This is a genomic window from Runella sp. CRIBMP (genome assembly GCF_009905605.1).
Classification (GTDB): domain Bacteria; phylum Bacteroidota; class Bacteroidia; order Cytophagales; family Spirosomataceae; genus Runella.
Genome location: NZ_JAAAKZ010000002.1, coordinates 265283 through 285127, shown reverse-complemented (window position 1 = coordinate 285127; position 19845 = coordinate 265283). Strand labels below are relative to the sequence as shown.

The 19845-nt window shown below is 45.6% G+C and carries 18 protein-coding genes; 11 read left to right on the top strand and 7 right to left on the bottom strand.

What is annotated here, in order from left to right; translation table 11 throughout:
• The first annotated feature begins 37 nt into the window (after positions 1-37).
• Together GVN20_RS06375 and GVN20_RS06370 are read left to right on the top strand one after the other, a co-directional pair.
• Positions 38-1132, top strand: coding sequence for a zinc-binding dehydrogenase (locus tag GVN20_RS06375; RefSeq protein ID WP_166557531.1), 1095 nt, complete (start codon positions 38-40; stop codon positions 1130-1132).
• A gap of 14 nt (positions 1133-1146) precedes the next feature.
• On the top strand, positions 1147-2415 hold the full coding sequence (locus GVN20_RS06370; protein ID WP_166557530.1) for an MFS transporter: 1269 nt from the start codon (positions 1147-1149) through the stop codon (positions 2413-2415).
• A gap of 53 nt (positions 2416-2468) precedes the next feature.
• On the opposite strand, the gene GVN20_RS06365 is transcribed toward GVN20_RS06370, so the two are convergent.
• Positions 2469-3395, bottom strand: a complete 927-nt coding sequence (locus tag GVN20_RS06365) for a hypothetical protein (RefSeq protein ID WP_166557529.1) — start codon at positions 3393-3395, stop codon at positions 2469-2471.
• Between the two features lie 19 nt (positions 3396-3414).
• Positions 3415-4341, bottom strand: coding sequence for a hypothetical protein (locus GVN20_RS06360; protein WP_166557528.1), 927 nt, complete (start codon positions 4339-4341; stop codon positions 3415-3417).
• A 285-nt stretch (positions 4342-4626) separates the two neighbouring features.
• Between GVN20_RS06360 and GVN20_RS06355 the strand changes: the two genes are divergently transcribed.
• From GVN20_RS06355 to GVN20_RS06335, 5 genes are all read left to right on the top strand, one after another.
• A complete protein-coding gene (locus tag GVN20_RS06355; RefSeq protein ID WP_166557527.1) occupies positions 4627-6498 on the top strand; it encodes a DUF1800 family protein in 1872 nt (623 codons plus the stop codon).
• Positions 6499-6550: 52 nt separating this feature from the next.
• Positions 6551-8053: a DUF1501 domain-containing protein gene (locus GVN20_RS06350; protein ID WP_166557526.1), complete on the top strand. Its 1503-nt coding sequence runs from the start codon at positions 6551-6553 to the stop codon at positions 8051-8053.
• Positions 8054-8104: 51 nt separating this feature from the next.
• Positions 8105-10492, top strand: a complete 2388-nt coding sequence (locus tag GVN20_RS06345; protein WP_166557525.1) for a PA14 domain-containing protein — start codon at positions 8105-8107, stop codon at positions 10490-10492.
• 114 nt (positions 10493-10606) lie between these two features.
• A complete protein-coding gene (locus GVN20_RS06340; RefSeq protein WP_166557524.1) occupies positions 10607-11890 on the top strand; it encodes a hypothetical protein in 1284 nt (427 codons plus the stop codon).
• A 29-nt stretch (positions 11891-11919) separates the two neighbouring features.
• The gene (locus GVN20_RS06335; RefSeq protein ID WP_166557523.1) at positions 11920-13272 is read left to right on the top strand and encodes a serine hydrolase; all 1353 of its coding nucleotides are present in this window, start codon (positions 11920-11922) and stop codon (positions 13270-13272) included.
• 6 nt (positions 13273-13278) lie between these two features.
• Here the strand turns inward: GVN20_RS06335 and GVN20_RS06330 are convergent, their stop codons facing one another.
• Positions 13279-13755, bottom strand: a complete 477-nt coding sequence (locus GVN20_RS06330) for a hypothetical protein (RefSeq protein ID WP_166557522.1) — start codon at positions 13753-13755, stop codon at positions 13279-13281.
• 124 nt (positions 13756-13879) lie between these two features.
• On the opposite strand from GVN20_RS06330, the gene GVN20_RS06325 reads away from it, so the two are divergent.
• The 4 genes from GVN20_RS06325 to GVN20_RS06310 all read left to right on the top strand — a co-directional run bounded on the left by GVN20_RS06325 (position 13880) and on the right by GVN20_RS06310 (position 16472).
• Entirely contained in the window at positions 13880-14407 is a 528-nt protein-coding gene (locus GVN20_RS06325; RefSeq protein WP_310586812.1) for an OsmC family protein, read from the top strand.
• A gap of 13 nt (positions 14408-14420) precedes the next feature.
• A complete protein-coding gene (gene trxA / locus GVN20_RS06320; protein ID WP_229598987.1) occupies positions 14421-15143 on the top strand; it encodes a thioredoxin in 723 nt (240 codons plus the stop codon).
• Between the two features lie 170 nt (positions 15144-15313).
• Positions 15314-16111 carry a HipA family kinase gene (locus GVN20_RS06315; RefSeq protein ID WP_166557521.1) on the top strand — a complete coding sequence of 266 codons (798 nt, stop codon included), beginning with the start codon at positions 15314-15316 and terminating at the stop codon, positions 16109-16111.
• Positions 16089-16472 carry a DUF3037 domain-containing protein gene (locus GVN20_RS06310; protein ID WP_166557520.1) on the top strand — a complete coding sequence of 128 codons (384 nt, stop codon included), beginning with the start codon at positions 16089-16091 and terminating at the stop codon, positions 16470-16472. Before GVN20_RS06315 ends, GVN20_RS06310 begins: the two co-directional genes overlap by 23 nt.
• An 8-nt stretch (positions 16473-16480) precedes the next feature.
• On the opposite strand, the gene GVN20_RS06305 is transcribed toward GVN20_RS06310, so the two are convergent.
• From GVN20_RS06305 to GVN20_RS06290, 4 genes are all read right to left on the bottom strand, one after another.
• A complete protein-coding gene (locus GVN20_RS06305) occupies positions 16481-17293 on the bottom strand; it encodes an ankyrin repeat domain-containing protein (protein ID WP_166557519.1) in 813 nt (270 codons plus the stop codon).
• Positions 17294-17441: 148 nt separating this feature from the next.
• Positions 17442-17792 carry a hypothetical protein gene (locus GVN20_RS06300; RefSeq protein ID WP_166557518.1) on the bottom strand — a complete coding sequence of 117 codons (351 nt, stop codon included), beginning with the start codon at positions 17790-17792 and terminating at the stop codon, positions 17442-17444.
• Between the two features lie 184 nt (positions 17793-17976).
• Positions 17977-18960 (bottom strand): YhcG family protein, encoded by a 984-nt coding sequence (locus GVN20_RS06295; RefSeq protein WP_114065603.1) that lies wholly within the window; start codon positions 18958-18960, stop codon positions 17977-17979.
• A 103-nt stretch (positions 18961-19063) separates the two neighbouring features.
• Entirely contained in the window at positions 19064-19792 is a 729-nt protein-coding gene (locus GVN20_RS06290) for a DUF3667 domain-containing protein (protein ID WP_166557517.1), read from the bottom strand.
• Positions 19793-19845: the final 53 nt, after the last annotated feature.

The following is a 19845-nucleotide window of genomic DNA, read 5'->3' as shown; positions in this document are numbered from 1 at the left end:
TTAGCAACTTTGCGAAAAAACGAATACGGTGCACAAAATGAGTTCAGGGAAATTGATGGTTTTTAACGGCCCAGGTCAGGAGATGCAGTTGCAGCAACGTGAGCTGCCTGAATTAGTGGCGGAAGAAGTATTGATTCGAAATTTATACACCACCATTTGCGGCAGCGACTTGCATACCTTTTGTGGGTTGAGAAAAGAAAACACGCCGACCATTTTGGGGCATGAGATTGTGGGGAAAGTGGTAAAAATAAGCGAAAGCCATTCGGGGAAAGACTACGCGGGCAATCCATTGAAAGAAGGTGATATTGTGACGTGGAGCATTTTTTCGGCCGACCCTGACTCTGAAATGTCGGCGCAGGGGATGCCACAAAAAACGGCAGGAGTGTTTAAGTACGGCCACGCATTGGTCACCGAAAATGACGCTTTTCATGGCGGATTGGCCGAATATTGCATCTTGAAACCGCATACCGCTATCCTTAAAATTCCTGATAATGTGTCGCTTCCAGTGGCGGCTACGCTCAATTGCGCGGTAGCGACGGTGGCAGGAGCGTTACGACTGGCGGGAACGGTGAGGGGCAAAACTGTGCTGATTACGGGCAGCGGTCTGCTGGGAATGGTTTGCGCAGCGATGTGCAAAGATGCGGGAGCTAAAAAAATAATCACGGCCGACATTGCGGCGACCCGGTTGCAACAATCCTTGGCTTTTGGGGTAGATGAAACTTGTCTCTTGACGCCCACATTGGGGGGGGGGAATGAAAGTAATTTATCTTCTTTTTATTCAAAAATAGAGGTAGTGTTTGATATGAGTGGCTCGCCAGAAGCGATGGAAGAAGGCGTGGCTGCCTTGGCGGTGGGTGGCGTGGCCGTTTGGGTAGGAGCGGTGTTTCGTCAACGAAAAGTAATGGTTGATGCCGAGCAAATCATTCGTCGGTTGATTACCCTCAAAGGATTACACAACTATAATTACGATGATTTTGTGTACGCCGTTGAGTTTATGCGTCGCTGTGCGCAACGGTTTCCTTTTGAGCAAATTGTCGGGAAGGAGTTTTCTCTGAATGAAGCCGAACAAGCCTTTGAATATGCCCTGAAAAACAAGCCCTTACGCGTGGGGGTTCGAATCGAAGAACCGTAACCAAAAGAGAAAATATGCAATCGCCTTTCAGAGGTCAGCAGTGGAAAATGTTGTTGGTAACGATGTTTTGTTACCTGTTTTTTTACACTGGTCGGCACAACTTTGGGTGGGCCGCCAAGGGCATGGCCACGTCACTCAATGTGTCTTATTCGTACATTGGATGGATTAGTTTTTCGATGTTGTTGGGCTACGCCATCGGCCAATTCATCAACGGCAACCTCGCCGACCGTCTAAGCGCCCGCGTTATGGTCACTACTGGCGCGTACCTGTCGGTTTTGACCAACATTGCCGTCAGTTATAGCGATTCCATCACCGTTATCATGATTTTATGGGCTTTGAACGGGTATTTTCAATCCATGGCGTGGGCACCAGGCGGAAAGTTAATCAGCAATTGGTGGAACGAGGAGGAGTTGGGAAAAGCATTCGGCTTTTATACGATGGCAGCGGGGTTGTCGTCGGTTCTGACGTATCTGCTGTCCATTGTGCTTTTGCAGCAAGGCATGGAATGGCGAATGCTTTTTCGTTTGCCAGTGCTGTTTCTGCTGGTAGCAGCAACCATTTTTTTGATTGTAGCTCGAGATAAACCCTCTGATGCTGGCTTTATTGACCCTGTTAAGAAAGACGGCACTTCCGAAAAAATTAGCTGGCTGACTCGCTACCGCGTGGTTTTGTCATACCCTCATTTTCTGCTTACTTCTTTCGCATTCGGTTTTGAAAGCATGGCGCGATATGGGCTTATTTTTTGGGTACCTGTACATTATCTTGGAAAAAACTGGAAAGACAACCCAGGCAACTTGTGGGTGACGTTTTTGCTGCCTGTTGGCATGGCGGCGGGAGCGTTGTCTTTTGGAATGTTGTCGGACTCACTGTTTAAGAAAAACCGCATCCATTCTATCCGTTTTGGGATGTTAATGAGTGCGGTTATGGCGCTGGTGGTTTATGTACTTCCCGCCAATAATCTGCTGTTGGGGGGATTTCTGATGCTTTCGGTCGGTTTTTTTGTGTACGGGCCTCAATCCTGCTTTTGGCCGTTGAGTCCCGAAATGCTCGGGCGGGATTATACCGGAACGGGCATTGGCTTTATGAACATGTTCGGCTACGTATTTGCGGCGTTGGGCGAACCGCTCTTCGGTTTTATCATTGATTGGGTGGGCAATACCAACATCATATTTGTATTTATCTCGGGTATTTGCCTCTTATCGGTTTTTATGATTTCCTTGGCCAAAAGGTCTTGGAATGCTGCTGGGCGCGTTGTATCACAGCCAGAAACATTGCGTTCTTAGCGTTTTTGTTGGCGAAATTCTCCACCACCAACAAAAACAACTTGCTTTAAAAATTACTGCCCAATTGCAATAATAGTATAGCTGTAGCTGAGGAGCGAGACATTGGTCGCGGTGGGATTGCAAAATCTGACGTATCCTCCCGTGCTCGTAACACTCTCGACCGTGAGGGTCAATCGCTGGTCGAATGTGCCACCCGCAGTCTTATTTCCTACTGCAACCGACGGAACGGCCGTGAATGTTCCAGCGGGAAAATTGAAGCCCGCTATATTGCAGCCGTTGCTTTGGACCAGAAAGGTAGAGGATGGTGTAGTGATGCTGCCGGTATATAATTTTAACTGGGTGGCGTTGCTATTTTGAAGCATCCCCATGTTGGCCGATGAGACATTTCCGCTGAAAGCTCCGCCTCCGCTCACGTTTAGGGTGGCGGTGGCAGATGGTACGGTACCTATTCCGATGGCACCACCGTTATTGATAATCATTCGGGGGGAAAAACCTGTTTCGGTTATTTCAAACCTATCCCCACCATCTGCGTAGGACAAGCGCCATAATTTTGCATCAGCCGTACTTTTAATGGCGATATTTCCATCCGTAATATGTAATTTTTCAACGGGTGGTATAGCGCTGTTGATGGCAACCTTTGCGCCGATGGAGAGCGGCGAATTGAACCGACCCGTACCGTTGACATCCAGCGGATAAGCAAGGGTAGATTTGTTGATGCCGACCAATCCTTTGGTATAATAGATGTTATTGTTGCTTCTTTCCCATTTGGATTCAGCAAAAGAAGAGGAGTTGACAAAGTTAAGGCAGTAACTCACTTTGTCATTGACGGCATTATAGTACAATTTACCAGTGCTTCCCTCGCTGCACGGAGTTGCCGTTAGGGTAGGCAAGGAGAGTGCATCAACGGCTAATTCACTGAATTGGGCCATTGATTTTTGGGTTAAAAACAATATTCCAAGGAAGATGAAAGCTAATTTCATGGCTCGATTTAGTTTTATATTATTGACCAATGCACAAAACGTTGAAAGTCACATTGGTTAATGTGATTGTGCTGGCCGTAGGGTTACAAAAACGGACCACGGCCTGGGTGGTGGTTGTGGATTGTACATTGATGACCAACTTCCCAAAATCTCCCGTACCGCCCGTAAGATTTCCAACTGTCACAGTTGGGGCAGCCGTGAAGCCAGCGGCGGTAAGGGAAGCATTGGCAGTAGCGCAACCTCCACTAGTGACCGAAAAGGAGGCGCCCGGCGCAACCGAGGCCGTATGGTATTTGAGTTGGGTACTTGTGGTACTTCTTACGATTCCTTTTCCGCTGTTTACGGTCAAATCGCCGCTGAAACTGCCGTTGCCTTCCACGGTCAATTTGGCGGTGGGCGCTCCCGAGCCGATGGTTATGTTGCCGCCGTTGGCAAACACCATGCGTGCAGTGCCGTTTTCACGAAGGGCTAGGCTGTTGCTTTCGTCAGCGTAATCAAATTTCCAGGTTTTGGCATCGGCAGTACTCGTAATGGCAATGTCGCCGTCTAGTACTTCAATGGCTGAAGAGGGCGTAGTGGTACCGATTCCCAATTTTTCGGTGTAGATGTCTCCCGTAAATCTTCCCGTACCGTTTACGTCTAGCGAAAATTGAGGTGTGGAGGTGTTTATGCCTACGTTGCCCCCGTTAAAATAAATGTCGTCAGGTTGAGAGAAAGGGGTGCTCCATTGCGAGGAGGCTGGTTTCCAGGTAGATCCATCACAAAACAGGAGGTTATTGGTGGTGCTGTTGTAATAAATTTTGCCCTTATCACTTACGGTACATCCAGGGGGCGTGGCTGATTTAGGGATGATAAAGCCGTCGGGCAGGATGGTGCCGTATTGGGCCTGTGAACAGAAAGGAATGAAAAAAGTGAGCGAGAGGAGTGGAAGATAAATAGTTTTCATGCGTTGTGTTTTCTTGATTACTGCTTCAAAGTTGGGTTATAACTAAGGCGAATTCGAAAAAAAACGTACGAATCGTTGAAAATGAAGCTTAAGTAAGGGCGTTTCTCTAAGTAAACCGTTTTGAACTCTTTGATTTAGATGAAGCCCCCCATGATAAAGTTTCCCCAATTTGGATATTCTGGCATTTAAATTGTTTTGAAAAATAAGTGAAGCTAAATTTACGCGTGGTGTGGTGCTTTTATGCTCATTAATGGCTTTTTTAACGTTGTGCGAAACTCACTGTCTATGAAATATTGTCTACTCTTTTTCTGCTACTGTTGTTTTCTGGTTCATTTACGTGCTCAATCAATCATTACTTTTGGTCAAGGAAATACCCCAAATGTTTCGGTGACGGCTTCTTCGCAAAGCAGCGCCGCGATTCAGACCTTAACTGGTACGGGCTTTTTGCCCAACTCTGCGGCGGCTTCGCGGTTTCTGTCGCAGGCTACGCTGGGGCATAATTTTGCTCACATACAGGATGTCGCCAATCTTGGCGTTGAGAAATGGCTGGATAATCAGCTTGCTCTGTCCAATTCTTTTCGTACCCAAACGTACCTAGCGCAGATTCACCAGATGATGGTAGACTCGTTAAAGTTTAAGTATCCCGCCAATACCTACACCCTTGCCAACGTGTTTGTGGGCAATACACATTTTGATGTTTCGTGGTTTCAGGGGGCCATGACCGCCCCCGATGCGGTCAGGTGGCGCGTGGCGTGGGCGTTGAGTGAGCTGTTTGTGGTGTCGAGGGTGTCGGCGTTTGACGATAACCCCTATGCGCTGTCTAGTTACTATGATTTATTGTTGGAAAATGGCTTAGGAACCTATCGTAATCTGCTGGAGAAAATCACTTACCATCCGGCGATGGGCGTTTATTTGACCTTTATGAACAACCACGCGACGGACTCGACCAATAAAGTTTACCCCGACGAAAACTACGCCCGCGAGCTGATGCAGCTTTTTTCGATTGGACTTTATAAACTAAATGTGGACGGAACAGAAATGCGGGATGCCAACAATAACCTCATCCCAACTTACAACAACAACGACATTGCGGGCTTGGCCAAGGTATTTACGGGACTGTCGTGGGGCGATAGCCGTTATCTGGGCGATAATGAAAAGAACAATTGGAGTTATACTTTGCCGATGAAGTTTTTCCCGATTGATTCGAGCGACGCCAAAAAAAATCCGTGGAAGACTAAACCGCGCATCGTGAACGGACACGAACCTGGCCCGAAGACGTTTCTGGGAGTAACGATTCCTGCCCGGCCCGTTTTGCAGGGAGAGCAAGACATCAAGGATGCCTTGGATGTGTTGGCAAATCACCCCAACGTAGGTCCGTTCATTGCCCGACGGCTCATTCAGCGGTTGGTCATGTCAAATCCTTCGCCCAGTTACATTCAGCGGGTGGCGACGGTGTTCAACAACAACGGAAGCGGAGTGCGTGGCGACTTAAAAGCGGTAGTTAGGGCGGTTTTATTGGATGCGGAGGCGCGAGATTGTGGTATCGACCAAACTGTAAGTACCGTCGGAGCACTTCGCGAGCCTTTTCTGAGATACCTGAATCTGATGCGTGGCCTGCCCCTGACAACGCAGGGAGGCGTATATCGAAATGTGATGGTGGATTTGTTCTCTCGATTGGAACAAAAACCTCTGAATTCACCTTCGGTGTTTAACTTTTTTCAACCCGATTTTCAACCCGATGGCGAACTGAAAACGCAGGGAAAGTTTGCACCAGAGTTTCAGTTGGTGAATTCCCAAACCATCACTGCCTACGTAAATGCGCTCGGTAAGTGGCTAATTGATGACGATCCCGTTGAATATTGGGGACTTTTTGACGGTGAAGCATATAAAACCGATCAAGATTCAAAATTTAATTTGGTGGCTGATTATGCCTTTACGCGCAACGATAAAATTGTTCAATTGCTCGACAAATATAACCTGCTTTTTACGGGCGGAAAACTGTCGGCCAAGACCTTGGATTTGATTCGTTCTATGGTCGTTAAAATGCCCTATTCCGAAAACTCCAACGGAGTGCCCAACGCGGACCAAGCCTATCGTCGCGTCAGATTGATGCTGGTATTGATTTTATCTTCGCCAGATTATCTCATTAACCGCTGATAATATGAGGGTTATCAAACAATAATTCATTTAAGGGTTTTATACTTAACTTATGAATAGACGGAATTTTCTGAAACAAGCTGGTTGCGTGGGTATGGGTTCAACCACCCTGCTCAGTACGCTGACCAACCTGACCTCCTTCAACGGGCTGGTGGGCAAACAGCCCAATGGAGCGGCTTATCCTACGGACTATAAAGCGCTGGTCTGTATTTTGCTTTCGGGCGGCGTAGACTCGTATAATATGTTGATTCCCATGGGAGTAAACGCTGGTGGTGATAACGGATTTAACGAATACAAAGCCATCCGAACCGACTTGTCGGTATTGAATCCCATTGCGCTCACCAACCCCCAATGCGTTGGTTTTCGGGGTATTGCGTGTAATTATGGTGCGTATGGTGTCCATCCCCAAATGACGGGTGTGCGCGATTTGTTCAACAGCGGAAAATTGGCTTTTATGTCAAATATCGGTACATTGGTCGAACCGATTTTGACTAAATCTGAATTTGAAAGCGGCCTCAAAAAGCTGCCCTTGGGGCTGTATTCTCACTCCGACCAAATCATGCAGTGGCAGACGTCGGTGCCGCAGAGCCGCGATGCCCTTGGTTTCGGTGGCCGCATGGCCGATTTGCTCAACGCCGCCAATGCCAATCATGAGGTGTCGATGAATATTTCATTGGCAGGAAAAAATGCTTTTCAACGGGGAAAGGATATTTCTGAATACGCCATCAGCAATAATGTTGAACCCAACCGTGTCGGTTTTGAAGCCCTGCCGTCGTGGTGGGGGAACTCTGGTTACCTGACCGATTTGCGCAACTCGACCATGGACAGTCTGGTGTCCCAAACCTACGCCAACCTGATGCAGCAAACCTATTCGTCGAGCACCAAAACGGCGACGGCGGCCTTTGCGTTGTTTAAAGAAGCCCTCAAAAAAGTACCAACTATTACCACTGCTTTTCCGACGAGCCGACTGGCAACCGACCTATTGGCTATCGCCAAAATCATCAGTGTCCGGAATGAGTTGGGCGCAAAACGGCAAATCTTTTTTGTCAACTACGGAGGCTGGGATATGCACGACGACCTGTTGTCGGGGTTGGATGACAAGCTGCCCGTAGTAAGTCAGGCGCTCAAAGCCTTTTATGACGCGACGGTAGAATTGGGCGTGGCCGACCGGGTTACTTCGTTTACCATTTCTGATTTTGCCCGAACCATCACCTCCAACGGTAAAGGCTCCGATCACGCTTGGGGAGCCAATCAAATTGTGATGGGTGGGGCCGTAAACGGCGGAAAAATTATGGGTGCGTACCCGAAAATGGATATTAATTACCCGTTAAATGTTTCGTTTAGAGGTAACTATATACCTGCTGTATCAACAGATGAGTTCTACGCGGAGTTGGCACTCTGGTACGGTGTTAGCCCGAGTGACTTGTGCTATGTGTTGCCTAATATCGGCAATTTTTACAGCTATTCGCCGGGCCAATATCCCATTGGATTTATGAATTTTAACGGAACCACAATTTCGTCCGACAATCTTCCACAAAACTGTTTGACGTATTAATGAATGGATTTAAAAGAAATAAGGATGGTATCCGTTGACATGACAATTCCGATGATAAAGATTTCATTTTTAGTTCGTTCCTGCTTTTGGGGAGTGTTGGTTTGGGTGGGTTTTTTCCTGAATACTAACGCGCAAACTTGCGTTGGGACTCCAGGGCAGGTCAAATGGTCTTACTGGTCAGGTTTTAATAACTCATTGCCCGACAGCGCCGATTTGGCCGCACTCGAAAATTTCCCCAGCCATCCCGACGGGACTCAGATGTTGAGTTCATTGAAAATGCCCGTCAATTATACCGAGTACTTCGCCGCCATGACCCGGGGTTATATTTACGTGAATCAAACCGCTACGTACACTTTTAACCTAACGGGCGATGACCACGCCCTTTTTTATCTGAGCACCGACGAGTCGCTTGCCAATAAACGCAAGCGAGCGGAAGTTACCTCTTACACGGACGTAACTGAACACAACAAAAGACCTGGCCAAACTTCCAAGACCATCGAACTGGTGGCGGGACAAAATTATTACTTTGAAATTTACAGCTTCGAAGGCTGTTGCAGAGACCATACAACGCTTTATTGGCGTAAAACCGCCAACTCCGACACCACTTGGCGAATCATTGACTTTAATAACATCAAACAATACGCTTGCGAGCAATCGTGCCCCGTACGCGGAACCGCTTGTAATGACGGCAATGCCCAAACCACCAACGACCAACACGACGGGTTTTGTAACTGCGTGGGAATCGCCCCGACGACGAACCCCTGCGTGGGTGAGCGTGGCGTGGTAGAAGCCTATTATTTTGACAATATCACGGGCAGTTATGTAGAACCCGATTTGGTGAATGCCCCAAAATTCCCGTTGTTACCCGACCGAAAAGAGAAATTAAAGGGGATTTCAGGCCCCGATTTTGCGTCTTATGCCAAAGACAATTACGGCTCGTTGGTGCAGGGCTATTTGACGGTTCCTGTTTCGGGAATGTATGAATTTAACCTCACGGGCGACGACCAAACGATGTTTTTTCTGAGTAAAAATGACTCTATTCAGTACAAGCAGTACCACCAAGCCATGGTGATTTTTGGAATCAACGAAACGGCTCACTCTACCTATACTTTTCAAAATACCTCACCCATTTACTTGCAAAAAGGCCAATTTTATTATTACGAGATAAGGCACAAAGAAAATGGTTGGCGCGACCATTTTAACCTGTACTGGAAAACACCCTTTCACGAGTTTAAAACGTGGAAACGGGTATCTGATTTTTATTTACACGACTACAAATGCGAGATTTCGTGTGTTCCCAACAATACCCCCTGCAACGATGGTAACGCTTTTACGAAGAACGATACCTACCAAAATTGCGAATGTGTGGGCACGCCTTGCACGGGCCCTGATTGCGATGACGCATCGGCGCAATACCAAAAATATGATTACTGCGCTCCGACCCAAAATATCACGAATTCGGGAGAAACGGGTTGGCTTTCGTGCGTAAAAGCGACCAATCCAAACCCCGCCAGAAGCGGTCAAAATCACTGGATTAAGTATGATTTGGGAAATTTATATACCCTAAAAGGAACGCGCGTTTGGAACTACAACGTGTTGAACGAAACGACCAAAGGCTTTAAGACGGTGTACATCGACTACTCGACCGACGGGGTGGTTTGGACGCAATTGGGGGGGCAGTATACGTGGCCCAATGCGCCTGGCGCGGCTCAATACGCGGGTTTTACGGGGCCTGATTTCAATAGCCTCACGGCTCGTTTTGTGCTGATTACGGCCACCGAAAACTGGGGTCATGCCACTTGTGCGGGTTTTAGTAAAATAACCTTCAACGCGCAACAGTGCCAACAAAGCGGCACCACCTGCGACGACGGCGACCCGTTGACGGTGTACGATAAATTTGACGGGAATTGCGGTTGCAAAGGCATCAAACTCGCCTGTTTGGAGGATACCATAAAAACAGGAAGAGTGACGCTCGTTCCAGCTGTTCACAAGGCCCAAAATGCGATTTTTTCAGAAGGACAGCTACCCACTACTCAGAATGTCGCTTTTACGGCGGGCAACAGTATCGTGCTGCTGCCTGGATTTCAGATTGATTCGGGCGCGGTGTTTTCGGCCAAGATTGAAGCTTGTTTGCAGTCGATATTTACCCAAAGTCAAATTTCGCAGGAAGGAAAATCACTCGCCACGGAATTTGGAGCGGAGCCAACCGACCAACCCAATATCAAGCGTATCATTTTTCGTCTTAACCAACCCGGGCAGGTGAAGTTATTGCTGAAGGATAAAAAAGGCCAAACGCTGGCAACAATCATTGACGATTACTACCAGAATTTGGGCACGCAAATCAAATACCTACCCACGGGCCGTCTTTCCAAAGGGGCATACGCGATTGAACTGACGGTCAATGATGCTAAAATCAACCAACAATTTATGGTGGAATAAGGGTTTACGAATATTTGGTACCTTTTCAAAAGATTGATTTTAGGCCTTCATTGGTATTCTTGGCAACAGGTCGTAAATTACCAACCTACTTTCTTACCCAAAACCGACCTACCCATGCAAGATGAAACCGCCGTTCAATGGCCCCTGTGGCGCAAGGTTATATTTCGTTTTACGGCTATTTATTTGGGATTTTATCTATCCTTTCTCCAATGGATGGGCAACTTGCCCGTCATTTCTACCTTTACTGAACTTTACAATGAGGTGGAGAAATTGCTTGTTGAGTGGGGCAATCACACGATTTTTCACGTCAAAGATGTACTAGTGCCAATGGGCGGCAGCGGAGATACTTCCTACGGCTACGCCCAATTGTGTTTTTTTGCGTTGGCCTCCATCCTCGGAACAGTGATTTGGTCGGTTTTTGACCGTCGAAAAAACTACGACAAGGCCTATCATTGGCTGATGGTGATTTTGCGGTACTACATTGCCATGATTGCCTTTACTTATGGTCTCATCAAGGTATTTGGTTTTCAGATGTCGTTCCCTTCGCTGAGTCAGTTGGCCACGCCACTTGGTGACTTTCTGCCCATGCGGTTTTCGTGGCTTTTTATTGGATATTCTACCCCTTATCAATTTTTTTCGGGTGCGGCAGAGGTGCTGGTGGGGATACTTTTGTTGTATCGTCGCACTGCCGTTTTAGGCGCTTTTTTGGCCGTAGGTGTATTTTTAAACGTGGCCGTTCTGAATCTTTGCTACGATATTCCAGTCAAATTGTTTTCTATCCACATGTTCGTTTTCAGCAACATTCTGCTGTTGGCAGATGCTAAGCGTTTGCTTAATTTCTTTGTTTTAAACAAACCTGCGCCGCCTACACTATCGTTTACTTTGCCCGAAAAATGGATGCGAATCGGTCGAATTGTGCTTAAAACCGCCTTCGTCGTAATATTTGCGGTGGTGCCTTTTTATAGCATGTACCAAAGCCTCCACCAGGTTAATGTGGTATCTCCCACAAATAAGCCCATCACCACGGGGATGTTTGAGGTGGTTTCTTTCGAAGCAGGCGGACGTATGAACGAGGACAGTCTTCGTTGGAAAGACATTGTTTTTGAGGACTACAACGGGGGCAGCATCTTGACCACCGATACCCTTTTTCGGCAGCGCTACAACCGGGCTTATTTTGCGTACGTAACGGACTCGTTGAAGCAGAATATCTCGTTTAAAAAGCGTTCGGGCGACAGCCTTTCTCTGTTTACCCTTCAATATTCCATGCCCGATACGAATCAACTTCTCTTGAAAGGAAAAATCAATAAAGACTCCCTAAAAGTAGTGCTCAAACGCCGTCGCCGAAACTTTCAACTGGCCGAAAGGCAATTTCATTGGTTGTCGGAAGATAACCGTTAATGTTTGATTATTTTATTTGATTTCGGCCCATGAAAAGGTATATTTTTGAATTAATTGTCTGTTTGTCAGTGTTTTGTATTTTTAATACATCTGCCCAAACATCGATACATTTCGTTCAAGAAACAATCAAAACCCATGTAAAAAGTCGCATTGATAACCGTTATTCGGTGGGAACGGTGGTTGCTTTTTTTGAAAATGGAAAAGAAACTTATTTTACGTATGGCTACGCGAACGCGGATAAAAAACAGGTGATTCTTCCCCAATCCGTCTTTGAAATTGGCTCCATCAGCAAAACATTCACGTCGCTGCTTTTGGCAGATTTAGTTCAAAAAAAGGCTATTCGCTTGGATGATTTCGTCGAGAAATACCTGCCCGATTCGGTCAAAATCCCGTCGTTCAATGGCCGTAAAATCACTTTTGCCGATTTGGCGACGCATACTTCAGGTCTCCCAAGAATGCCGACGAATATTGTGGCTAAAGATCCCGAAAATCCTTACGTCGAATATGGCGTAAAAGAATTATACGCTTTTCTGAAAACGGCTCAACTCGAAAATGGAATGGGGAATTATAATTATTCCAACGTCGGGGTGGGGCTGTTGGGCCATGTTCTGACGCGGATTTCGGGGAAAAGTTATGAACAATTACTCCAAAATGTGATTTGTAACCCCCTGAAAATGAACGAAACTAGTACCTTAAATTCCTCATCTTGGCTAACGACGGGGCATGTTGACAACAAACCCGTGTCGCATTGGGATTTTGATATCATGGCAGGCGCGGGTGCAATTCGTTCCAATGCCGAAGACCTCATGCGTTACCTGAGGGCGGAGCTTGACTTGTCGGCGGGGGCATTGGCCAGTGCTATAAAACAAAGCCAACAACCGCTGTACGTGGTGGATTCAACCCTAAAAATGGCCTTGGGGTGGCATATTTCTGCGGCCGCCAATGATGAGATCTACTGGCACAACGGCGGGACGGGGGGCTATCGGACGTTTGCGGGATTTAGTCAGAAAAGCAATAAAGCTATTGTGATTCTGAACAATTCTACTCAATCGGTTGATGATTTGGGGATGTATTTTTTCAACCCGTCCGTGACAATCATTCCTTCCAAAAAGTCCTTAACACTGCCAAAACTGGCAATGCAATCCTTCGTAGGAAAGTATAAAATAGACCCTAAACTTGAGTTGGAAATAACGCTGGACAACAATCAACTCTTTGCTAAATTGACGGGTGAGTCCATCGTGCCTGTGTACCCTGAAACGGTAACAAAGCTGTTTTGTCGTGAAGTAAACGCCACAATTGATTTTTTCAGGAATGATAAAGGAGAATTTGACAAACTAATATTAGACCTTAATGGGGATAAGATGCCCGCCACGCGGAAGTAAGAAAGGCTATATTTTTCGGTACTGTTCGGGTGCTTCTGCAGGGTGTAATTTTTGGTAAACCACCGTGCGCCAATGCAGCGCATCGGCATTTTCACCCCTCGAAAACCAAACGGCTTTGTCGAGCGAAAGGTAGGCGTTGTTCAATTCATCCAGTTCGTAATGAACCAATCCTTTCTTTAAGTGTACTTCCACCAGGGTGTTGTCAAACGATAATGCTTCGGTAAAATCATACAGTGCGGAGTAGAGATTGCCATCTTTCAAATTGCACTTTCCCCGGTATTCGTAAGCTAAGGCTGATTTGCGGTTTTCTTTTATTTTTTGGTCAAAATAAGCGTATGCGGCCGTATAGTCGCCTGATTCAAACAGCGCAATTCCCTCCGCAAAACGCTTCCGGTCTTTGTCGATTGGGGTGTCGTGGTCGGTGAGGTAGTAATGCAGAAAAAACAGCGATACGACAAGCGGGACAACGATGAGAGCATCCATGGTGGGTGATTTTTTTCTTGAAAGAACCGGTATATTTAAAAAAACCGTTTCTGGGTCGTTTTGGTTTCTGTAGGTCAAAAATTGGCAAAAAGATGTTATTAGTCATAAAAATAAGGGTACTTGTGTGACAAATGTCGCAGAACGTGCGTCTGGGCTGGCGGATATTTGCAGCGTACTTACGAAATACAATACCATTATGACACAGGAACATTTTTATGAAGTCTCGGTTGAGTGGAACAGCGAACGTAGAGGAACGATGAGCTCGCCTGTTTTGAATGATAGCCTTGAAGTAGCTACGCCGCCCGAGTTTCCCAAAGGCATGGCGGGCATCTGGTCGCCCGAACATTTGCTGGTGGCGGCGGTGAATAGTTGTTTAATGACCACTTTTTTGGCCATTGCCGACAATTCAAAATTAGATTTTACCCATTTTGCATCCAAGGGCGTCGGAAAACTAGAAGTGGTTGACGGCAAATACATAATCAGCGAAATCATCCTGATGCCCGTGCTGACGCTTCCCACCGATGACCAAAAAGAAAGAGCAATGCGGGTGCTTCACAAAGCGGAAGCGGCCTGTTTAATCAGCAATTCTGTAAAATCAAAAATTTTCTATCAACCCGAAATTATCGTAACGCAAGCGGAGTTAGTTGCTTAAAACCCCAAAAAATATGACCAAATACTCTTTCATGTTGCTGAGCGCGTTGGTTTTTGTATTCAATGCCTGCAACCAAAAAGGCGAAGGTGGCGGTGAAACCACCAGCGGAACGTTGTCGGCCAAGGAGTTTAAGGCCAAAATCGACGCCAATCCCGCCATTACGGTGGTGGATGTACGAACGCCCGAAGAATTTGCGGGCGGCCATTTGCCCAATGCGCACAACATTGACTGGAACAGCAACGGGTTTGAAAACAAAATTGACGGTTTTGAGCGTGACAAACCCATTTTGGTCTATTGCCTCAGCGGAGGTAGAAGCGCTGATGCGGCCCAAAAAATGCGGAGTTTCGGCTTTACGCAAGTGTTTGAACTGGATGGGGGGATGATGAAATGGCGGGCCGAGGGTTTGCCCGAAACTACCGCTGAAACGCCCAAATCGACGGGCATGAGTCGCCAGCAGTTTGATGAATTACTGAATTCCGAAAAACTGGTCTTGGTCGATTTTTACGCGGATTGGTGCGCTCCTTGCAAAAAGATGGCCCCGTTCCTCGAAGAAATCAAGACAGAGAAGGCCAACAAAGTCGACCTCGTAAGAATCAATACTGATGATAATCCAGAGTTGGCCCAGCAGCTTGGCATTGAAGGCCTGCCCACTTTGCTTTTATTCAAAAATAAAACCCTCGTTTGGCAAAACGTTGGGTACGTTGGAAAGGAAGAAGTGGAGAAGCAGTTGAACTGATTTTCGACATTTTTCGTCGCTTTTATACTTCATCAATACGTTATTCGTGATTGCATTCAGTGGCGAGGTTTCTTTCGCCACTCTTTTTTTGGCCGTTCTGACGGTCGTTTTCAAAAATCGCCCTAACTTTCGGGCTCACTTTTAGAAGAAGTAAACGACGCAAGCATAAAATGGCTGAACCTGAAATCAATATCCGAACCGTCAACGTAACCCGCTACGTCACGCCGTTGCGGGAGGGCGGCTCGCTACCTGCCATTGTGGAGGCCGACGATGATTTTTTGTACGTGATGAAATTTCGTGGTGCAGGGCAGGGCGCCAAGGCGCTCATTGCCGAACTGATTTCGGGCGAAATAGCCCGGGCGCTCGGTTTACGCGTCCCCGAAATCGTGTTTAGCAACCTGCACGAAGCATTTAGCCGGATGGAGCCCGACGAAGAAATTCAGGATTTGTTGCGCGAAAGCGTAGGGCTTAATCTGGCCCTGCATTTTCTGTCGGGAGCCATTACTTTTGATGCCTTGGTAACCACCATCAACGCCACCCTCGCGTCGCGGATTGTCTGGTTGGATTGCCTGATTACGAACGTAGACCGCACTCCACGCAACACCAATATGCTGATGTGGCACCGCGATTTGTGGCTGATTGACCACGGTGCATCGCTGTATTTTCACCACTCATGGGACAATTGGGAACAGCAGGCCAAACGCCCTTTTACGGCCGTTAAAGACCATGTTTTGTTGCCTTTTGCGTCCGAATTGGACGAAGTAGATGCCCATTTTAGAGCTATTCTGACGCCCGAACGGATTCAGCGCATTGTGGCGTTGGTGCCCGATGAATGGCTCGTGGATGAGTCCACGACGATGTCGCCCCAGGAGCGGCGGCAGGTGTACGCTCAATTTTTAGAAACGCGCGTTGCCGCGTCCGAACTGTTTGTCAAAGAAGCACAAAATGCCCGAAAAACACTTATTTGAGTACGCCGTGATTCGCGTGGTGCCGCGCGTCGAGCGCGAAGAGTTTTTGAACGTCGGGGTCATTGTCTATTGTTCAGCCGAAGGTTTTTTACAAACAAAATTTGAACTGAATGAGGCGCGACTGCGGGCGTTTTCGGACCGGATAGATATGCCCGAATTGACCGCACGACTGGGGGCTTTTGACCGAATCTGCGATGGCCGCTCTAAGGGCGGAACGATTGGACTATTATCACGCGCGGAGCGTTTTCGGTGGTTGACCGCCACCCGAAGTACCGTAGTACAGACGTCGGCGGTGCATCCGGGATTGTGCGAAAATGCCGCCGAAACCCTAGAGCGGCTGTTTGTCCAGCTAGTTTTGTAGGGCCTATTTCAGTGCTTTTTGATTTTCTTTTTCAGTTCTAAATAATCTTCCGACAGCGGGTCATTTCGTTGTTTTTGGGCTTTTTCGTATTCATTCATTACTTTTTTGAGCGAAAGTCCTTCGGGATTTACGTAATAGACATTGTCGCCCGCGTCGACGAGTAGCTTGCAGATTCCCCATTCCTGTTTGGAAGCGGCAGCTATGAGCGGCGTTACATTTTTGAGCGGTTCGAGGTCGCCTGTGGATTGTTTCAAATCTAAACCGTGTTGTATCAACAGTTGTACTTTTTCAAATGTATCATCGCCGTACTGAATGATGGATAAAATCAGCGGTTGGCCTTCTTCATTGGTCGCGTTGGGATTAGCCCCTTTTTCCAAAAAATACGCAAACATCGCTGGCTCCATAATTCCCGCATTTCTGACGTGCGTGTCAATTCGCCCTGCGGTCGTTGCTTCGATTTTTGCGCCTGCTTTGATAAGCAACTCAAACACGGGTTTCCAGTGAATGGGCGTGTGGGTATAGCGGCTAAAACGGTCGCGTGCGTAGTCGAGCAGATTGATATGGGCGTCGTTGTCGGCGTCGTTGAGGTTGGGCGGCGGATTGTGCAACAAAAACTTTAGCCGTTCTACATCGTACGAATCAATGGCTTGGGCAATTTTTTGCCGAGGCTCGTCTTTGAAGCAGGGCTTTGTTTCATCAGAATTCCAAGAAAACAAGCATAAGTCAGCAAGCTGTTTGCTGTAAAAGAGAAACAAAAACAGCCCCAGCAGCAGGGCAATGATGCGGTAATTTGCGTAAGGGTTATTGAGTCGTTTTTGCATGGCGGTGCTTCTAAAAGCGGTATTTCCCTGCAAAAATTAACGACACTACTAGCACTGAAAAATATAGAAGGCTGATATGGAATAAATGAATGCTGAAGCGTAGAATTCAGCAGTTGAATGCGTTACGAAAACCCACGAACAAAGTTTGTCAGGGCTTGCGGTCTTTGACCACCAAAAACAGGTCATTTTCGAGGGCTAAATACCCATATTCGTACACAAAGTAGTAGGTAGCACCTTTTTGGGTAGTGCGGGTATTGGTGAAAAAACCAAAGTCAAAGCCTTCGCGTAGGAGGGAGGCTTTGGAAATCTTGGCCTTGTCGTCTTTGCAGGCTTCTTCCAGAATCCGACGATTTTTGCGAAGCGTATTGTTGACGTTTCGGACAAAATTGTTGGAGTCAGAATTTAATTTGTTGTTGTAGGCGTTGCGGCACATGTCTGAGCAAAATTTCTTGTCAGACCGACCGATGATTTTTTCGCCACATTCTAAGCATTCTCTCATTTTTCTGGTTTTTCATTAAAAATTTTTGAAAACTGAATTTTAGCCTTTATACTTCAGTTGTCTATTGGCTCGATTTTACCATTGATTTTGGTTCACGAAAGCATAATTGTTTGAAAATCGGGTATCATATATTATGTTGAGTCTGCCTTTCAATGCCTAAATTGTTCAAAGGTTTGCGCTTGGTCTATTTGTTATCACTTTCATTGTCAAACAGTTCGTGTAATTTCTGTTGTAAAATCTTCTTGTCTGGTAGTTGTGTTTTGTATTCTGAAACCATTGTTGGTGATAGGCTTCTGCTTAGAGCATATTCCACAACTTCGCTGTCTTTGTCTTTGCACAACAACACTCCAATACTGAGATTTTCATTGGGTTTCTTCACGTCACGGTCTAATGCTTCTAAATAGAAGTTAAGCTGTCCTAAATGTTCGGGCTTAAACTTGTCTGCCTTGAGTTCAAAAGCGACCAAGCATTGTAGTCCACGGTGATAGAAAAGCAAGTCAATATAAAAATCGCTGTTGCCGACTTGTAATTTGTATTCTTCTCCAATAAACAGAAAATCTTTACCAAGTTCGAGAATGAAATTTCTCATCTGTCTAACAAGTCCACGTTGCAAATCACTTTCGCTATGTGGCTCAGATAAATTCAGAAATTCAAAAACATAGCTATCTTTAAATGTATTTGTAGTGTCTTGACTGGTTTCTCTCAACGCTGTTGATAGTTTTGTGTTACCAATCATTGTCCGCTCGAAAAGGCTTGCGGATATTTGACGGTCTAGTTCTCTAAAACTATAATTTTCTTGTTTGGTAAGTTTTAGATAAAACTCTCTTTCTTCGATAGTTTTACACCTTGAAAATATCGCCAAGTTATGTGACCAACTAATTTCTCTCAACACTGTTGAGAGTTTTGGAGAGTCCTTATAAGTCTCGTAAAACTGTTTCATTCTCCAAATATTCTTATCGGAGAATCCTTTTATTTCGGGTTCGTTTTGTTGAATATACTTAGCTAATTCTGCCACCACAGAGTCGCCCCAGTCAGATTGTTCAATTTTTTTACTGATGTATTCTCCAATATTCCAATAAAGGTTAATCAATTGGGCGTTTACGGCTTTTATCGCATTAATCCTAGATTGTTTAATAAGTTGAATTATGTCCGTAAACCGTTTGTCCATAGTATTTTAGCAAGCTACAAATTTAAAAATTATTGTCTTTTAGTGTAATTGTAATTAAGTTATTGTTATTCTTTGGATTACTCTAGCATTAACAGTGTTTTTCTTACTTTTTCATAGCGATATCATAAAGAACAGCTAGAATTGTTGTTATCATTTGAAAACTAATCATGCCAAGAAGATAAGCGGCCAATGCCATGAAAAAATTCTTTATGCTTTTATCGTAAACTACGCTTATGGCCCAAGAAATATAAGCAAACACAATCACATAAAAAGCATTGTCGACCAAAGAGCTGTTGAGGTAATAATTGAAAATTTGTTGCACTGAAAGTATTAGCATTCCCTCACCCATCACAAAGCAGATGATAACCACTACTTCAAAAAAATTGTACTGGTATTTCCTGAATAATAACTTGCAAAAAAAAGCAATCGGTAATATCATTAACAGGTTTGCATAGCCGTAGTTTTCTTGTATCCATTTATTCATTAAATACACACTTGAATTACCCAACATATTCTTCATACGCTGGTCAATCACTACATCTGTTTGTAGATAATGTGAAATTAAGGTATAGATAACAGATGATAAAATTAGAAAAGTAAGTGGCTTTGTGACCGTGTTTCTATTTATATAAAGGAAATGCTTGATTGTTTCAGCAGGCTTTATTAGTAGATTTTTAACGGTAAATAAAAAACCTCGCTCATATCCTACTAAATTTAATATTTCCTGACCAGCATATTTGGCATCAATTCTTTCAATAGATTTTTGGTGCCCGCAAAAAGAGCAAAAATTTTCCGTAATAATTTTATTACAATTGGGACAATTATCAGGCATTGATTGATTAAGGTTGCGTGATTTGATTTCTTTTTGTAAAATAATGTAGGTTT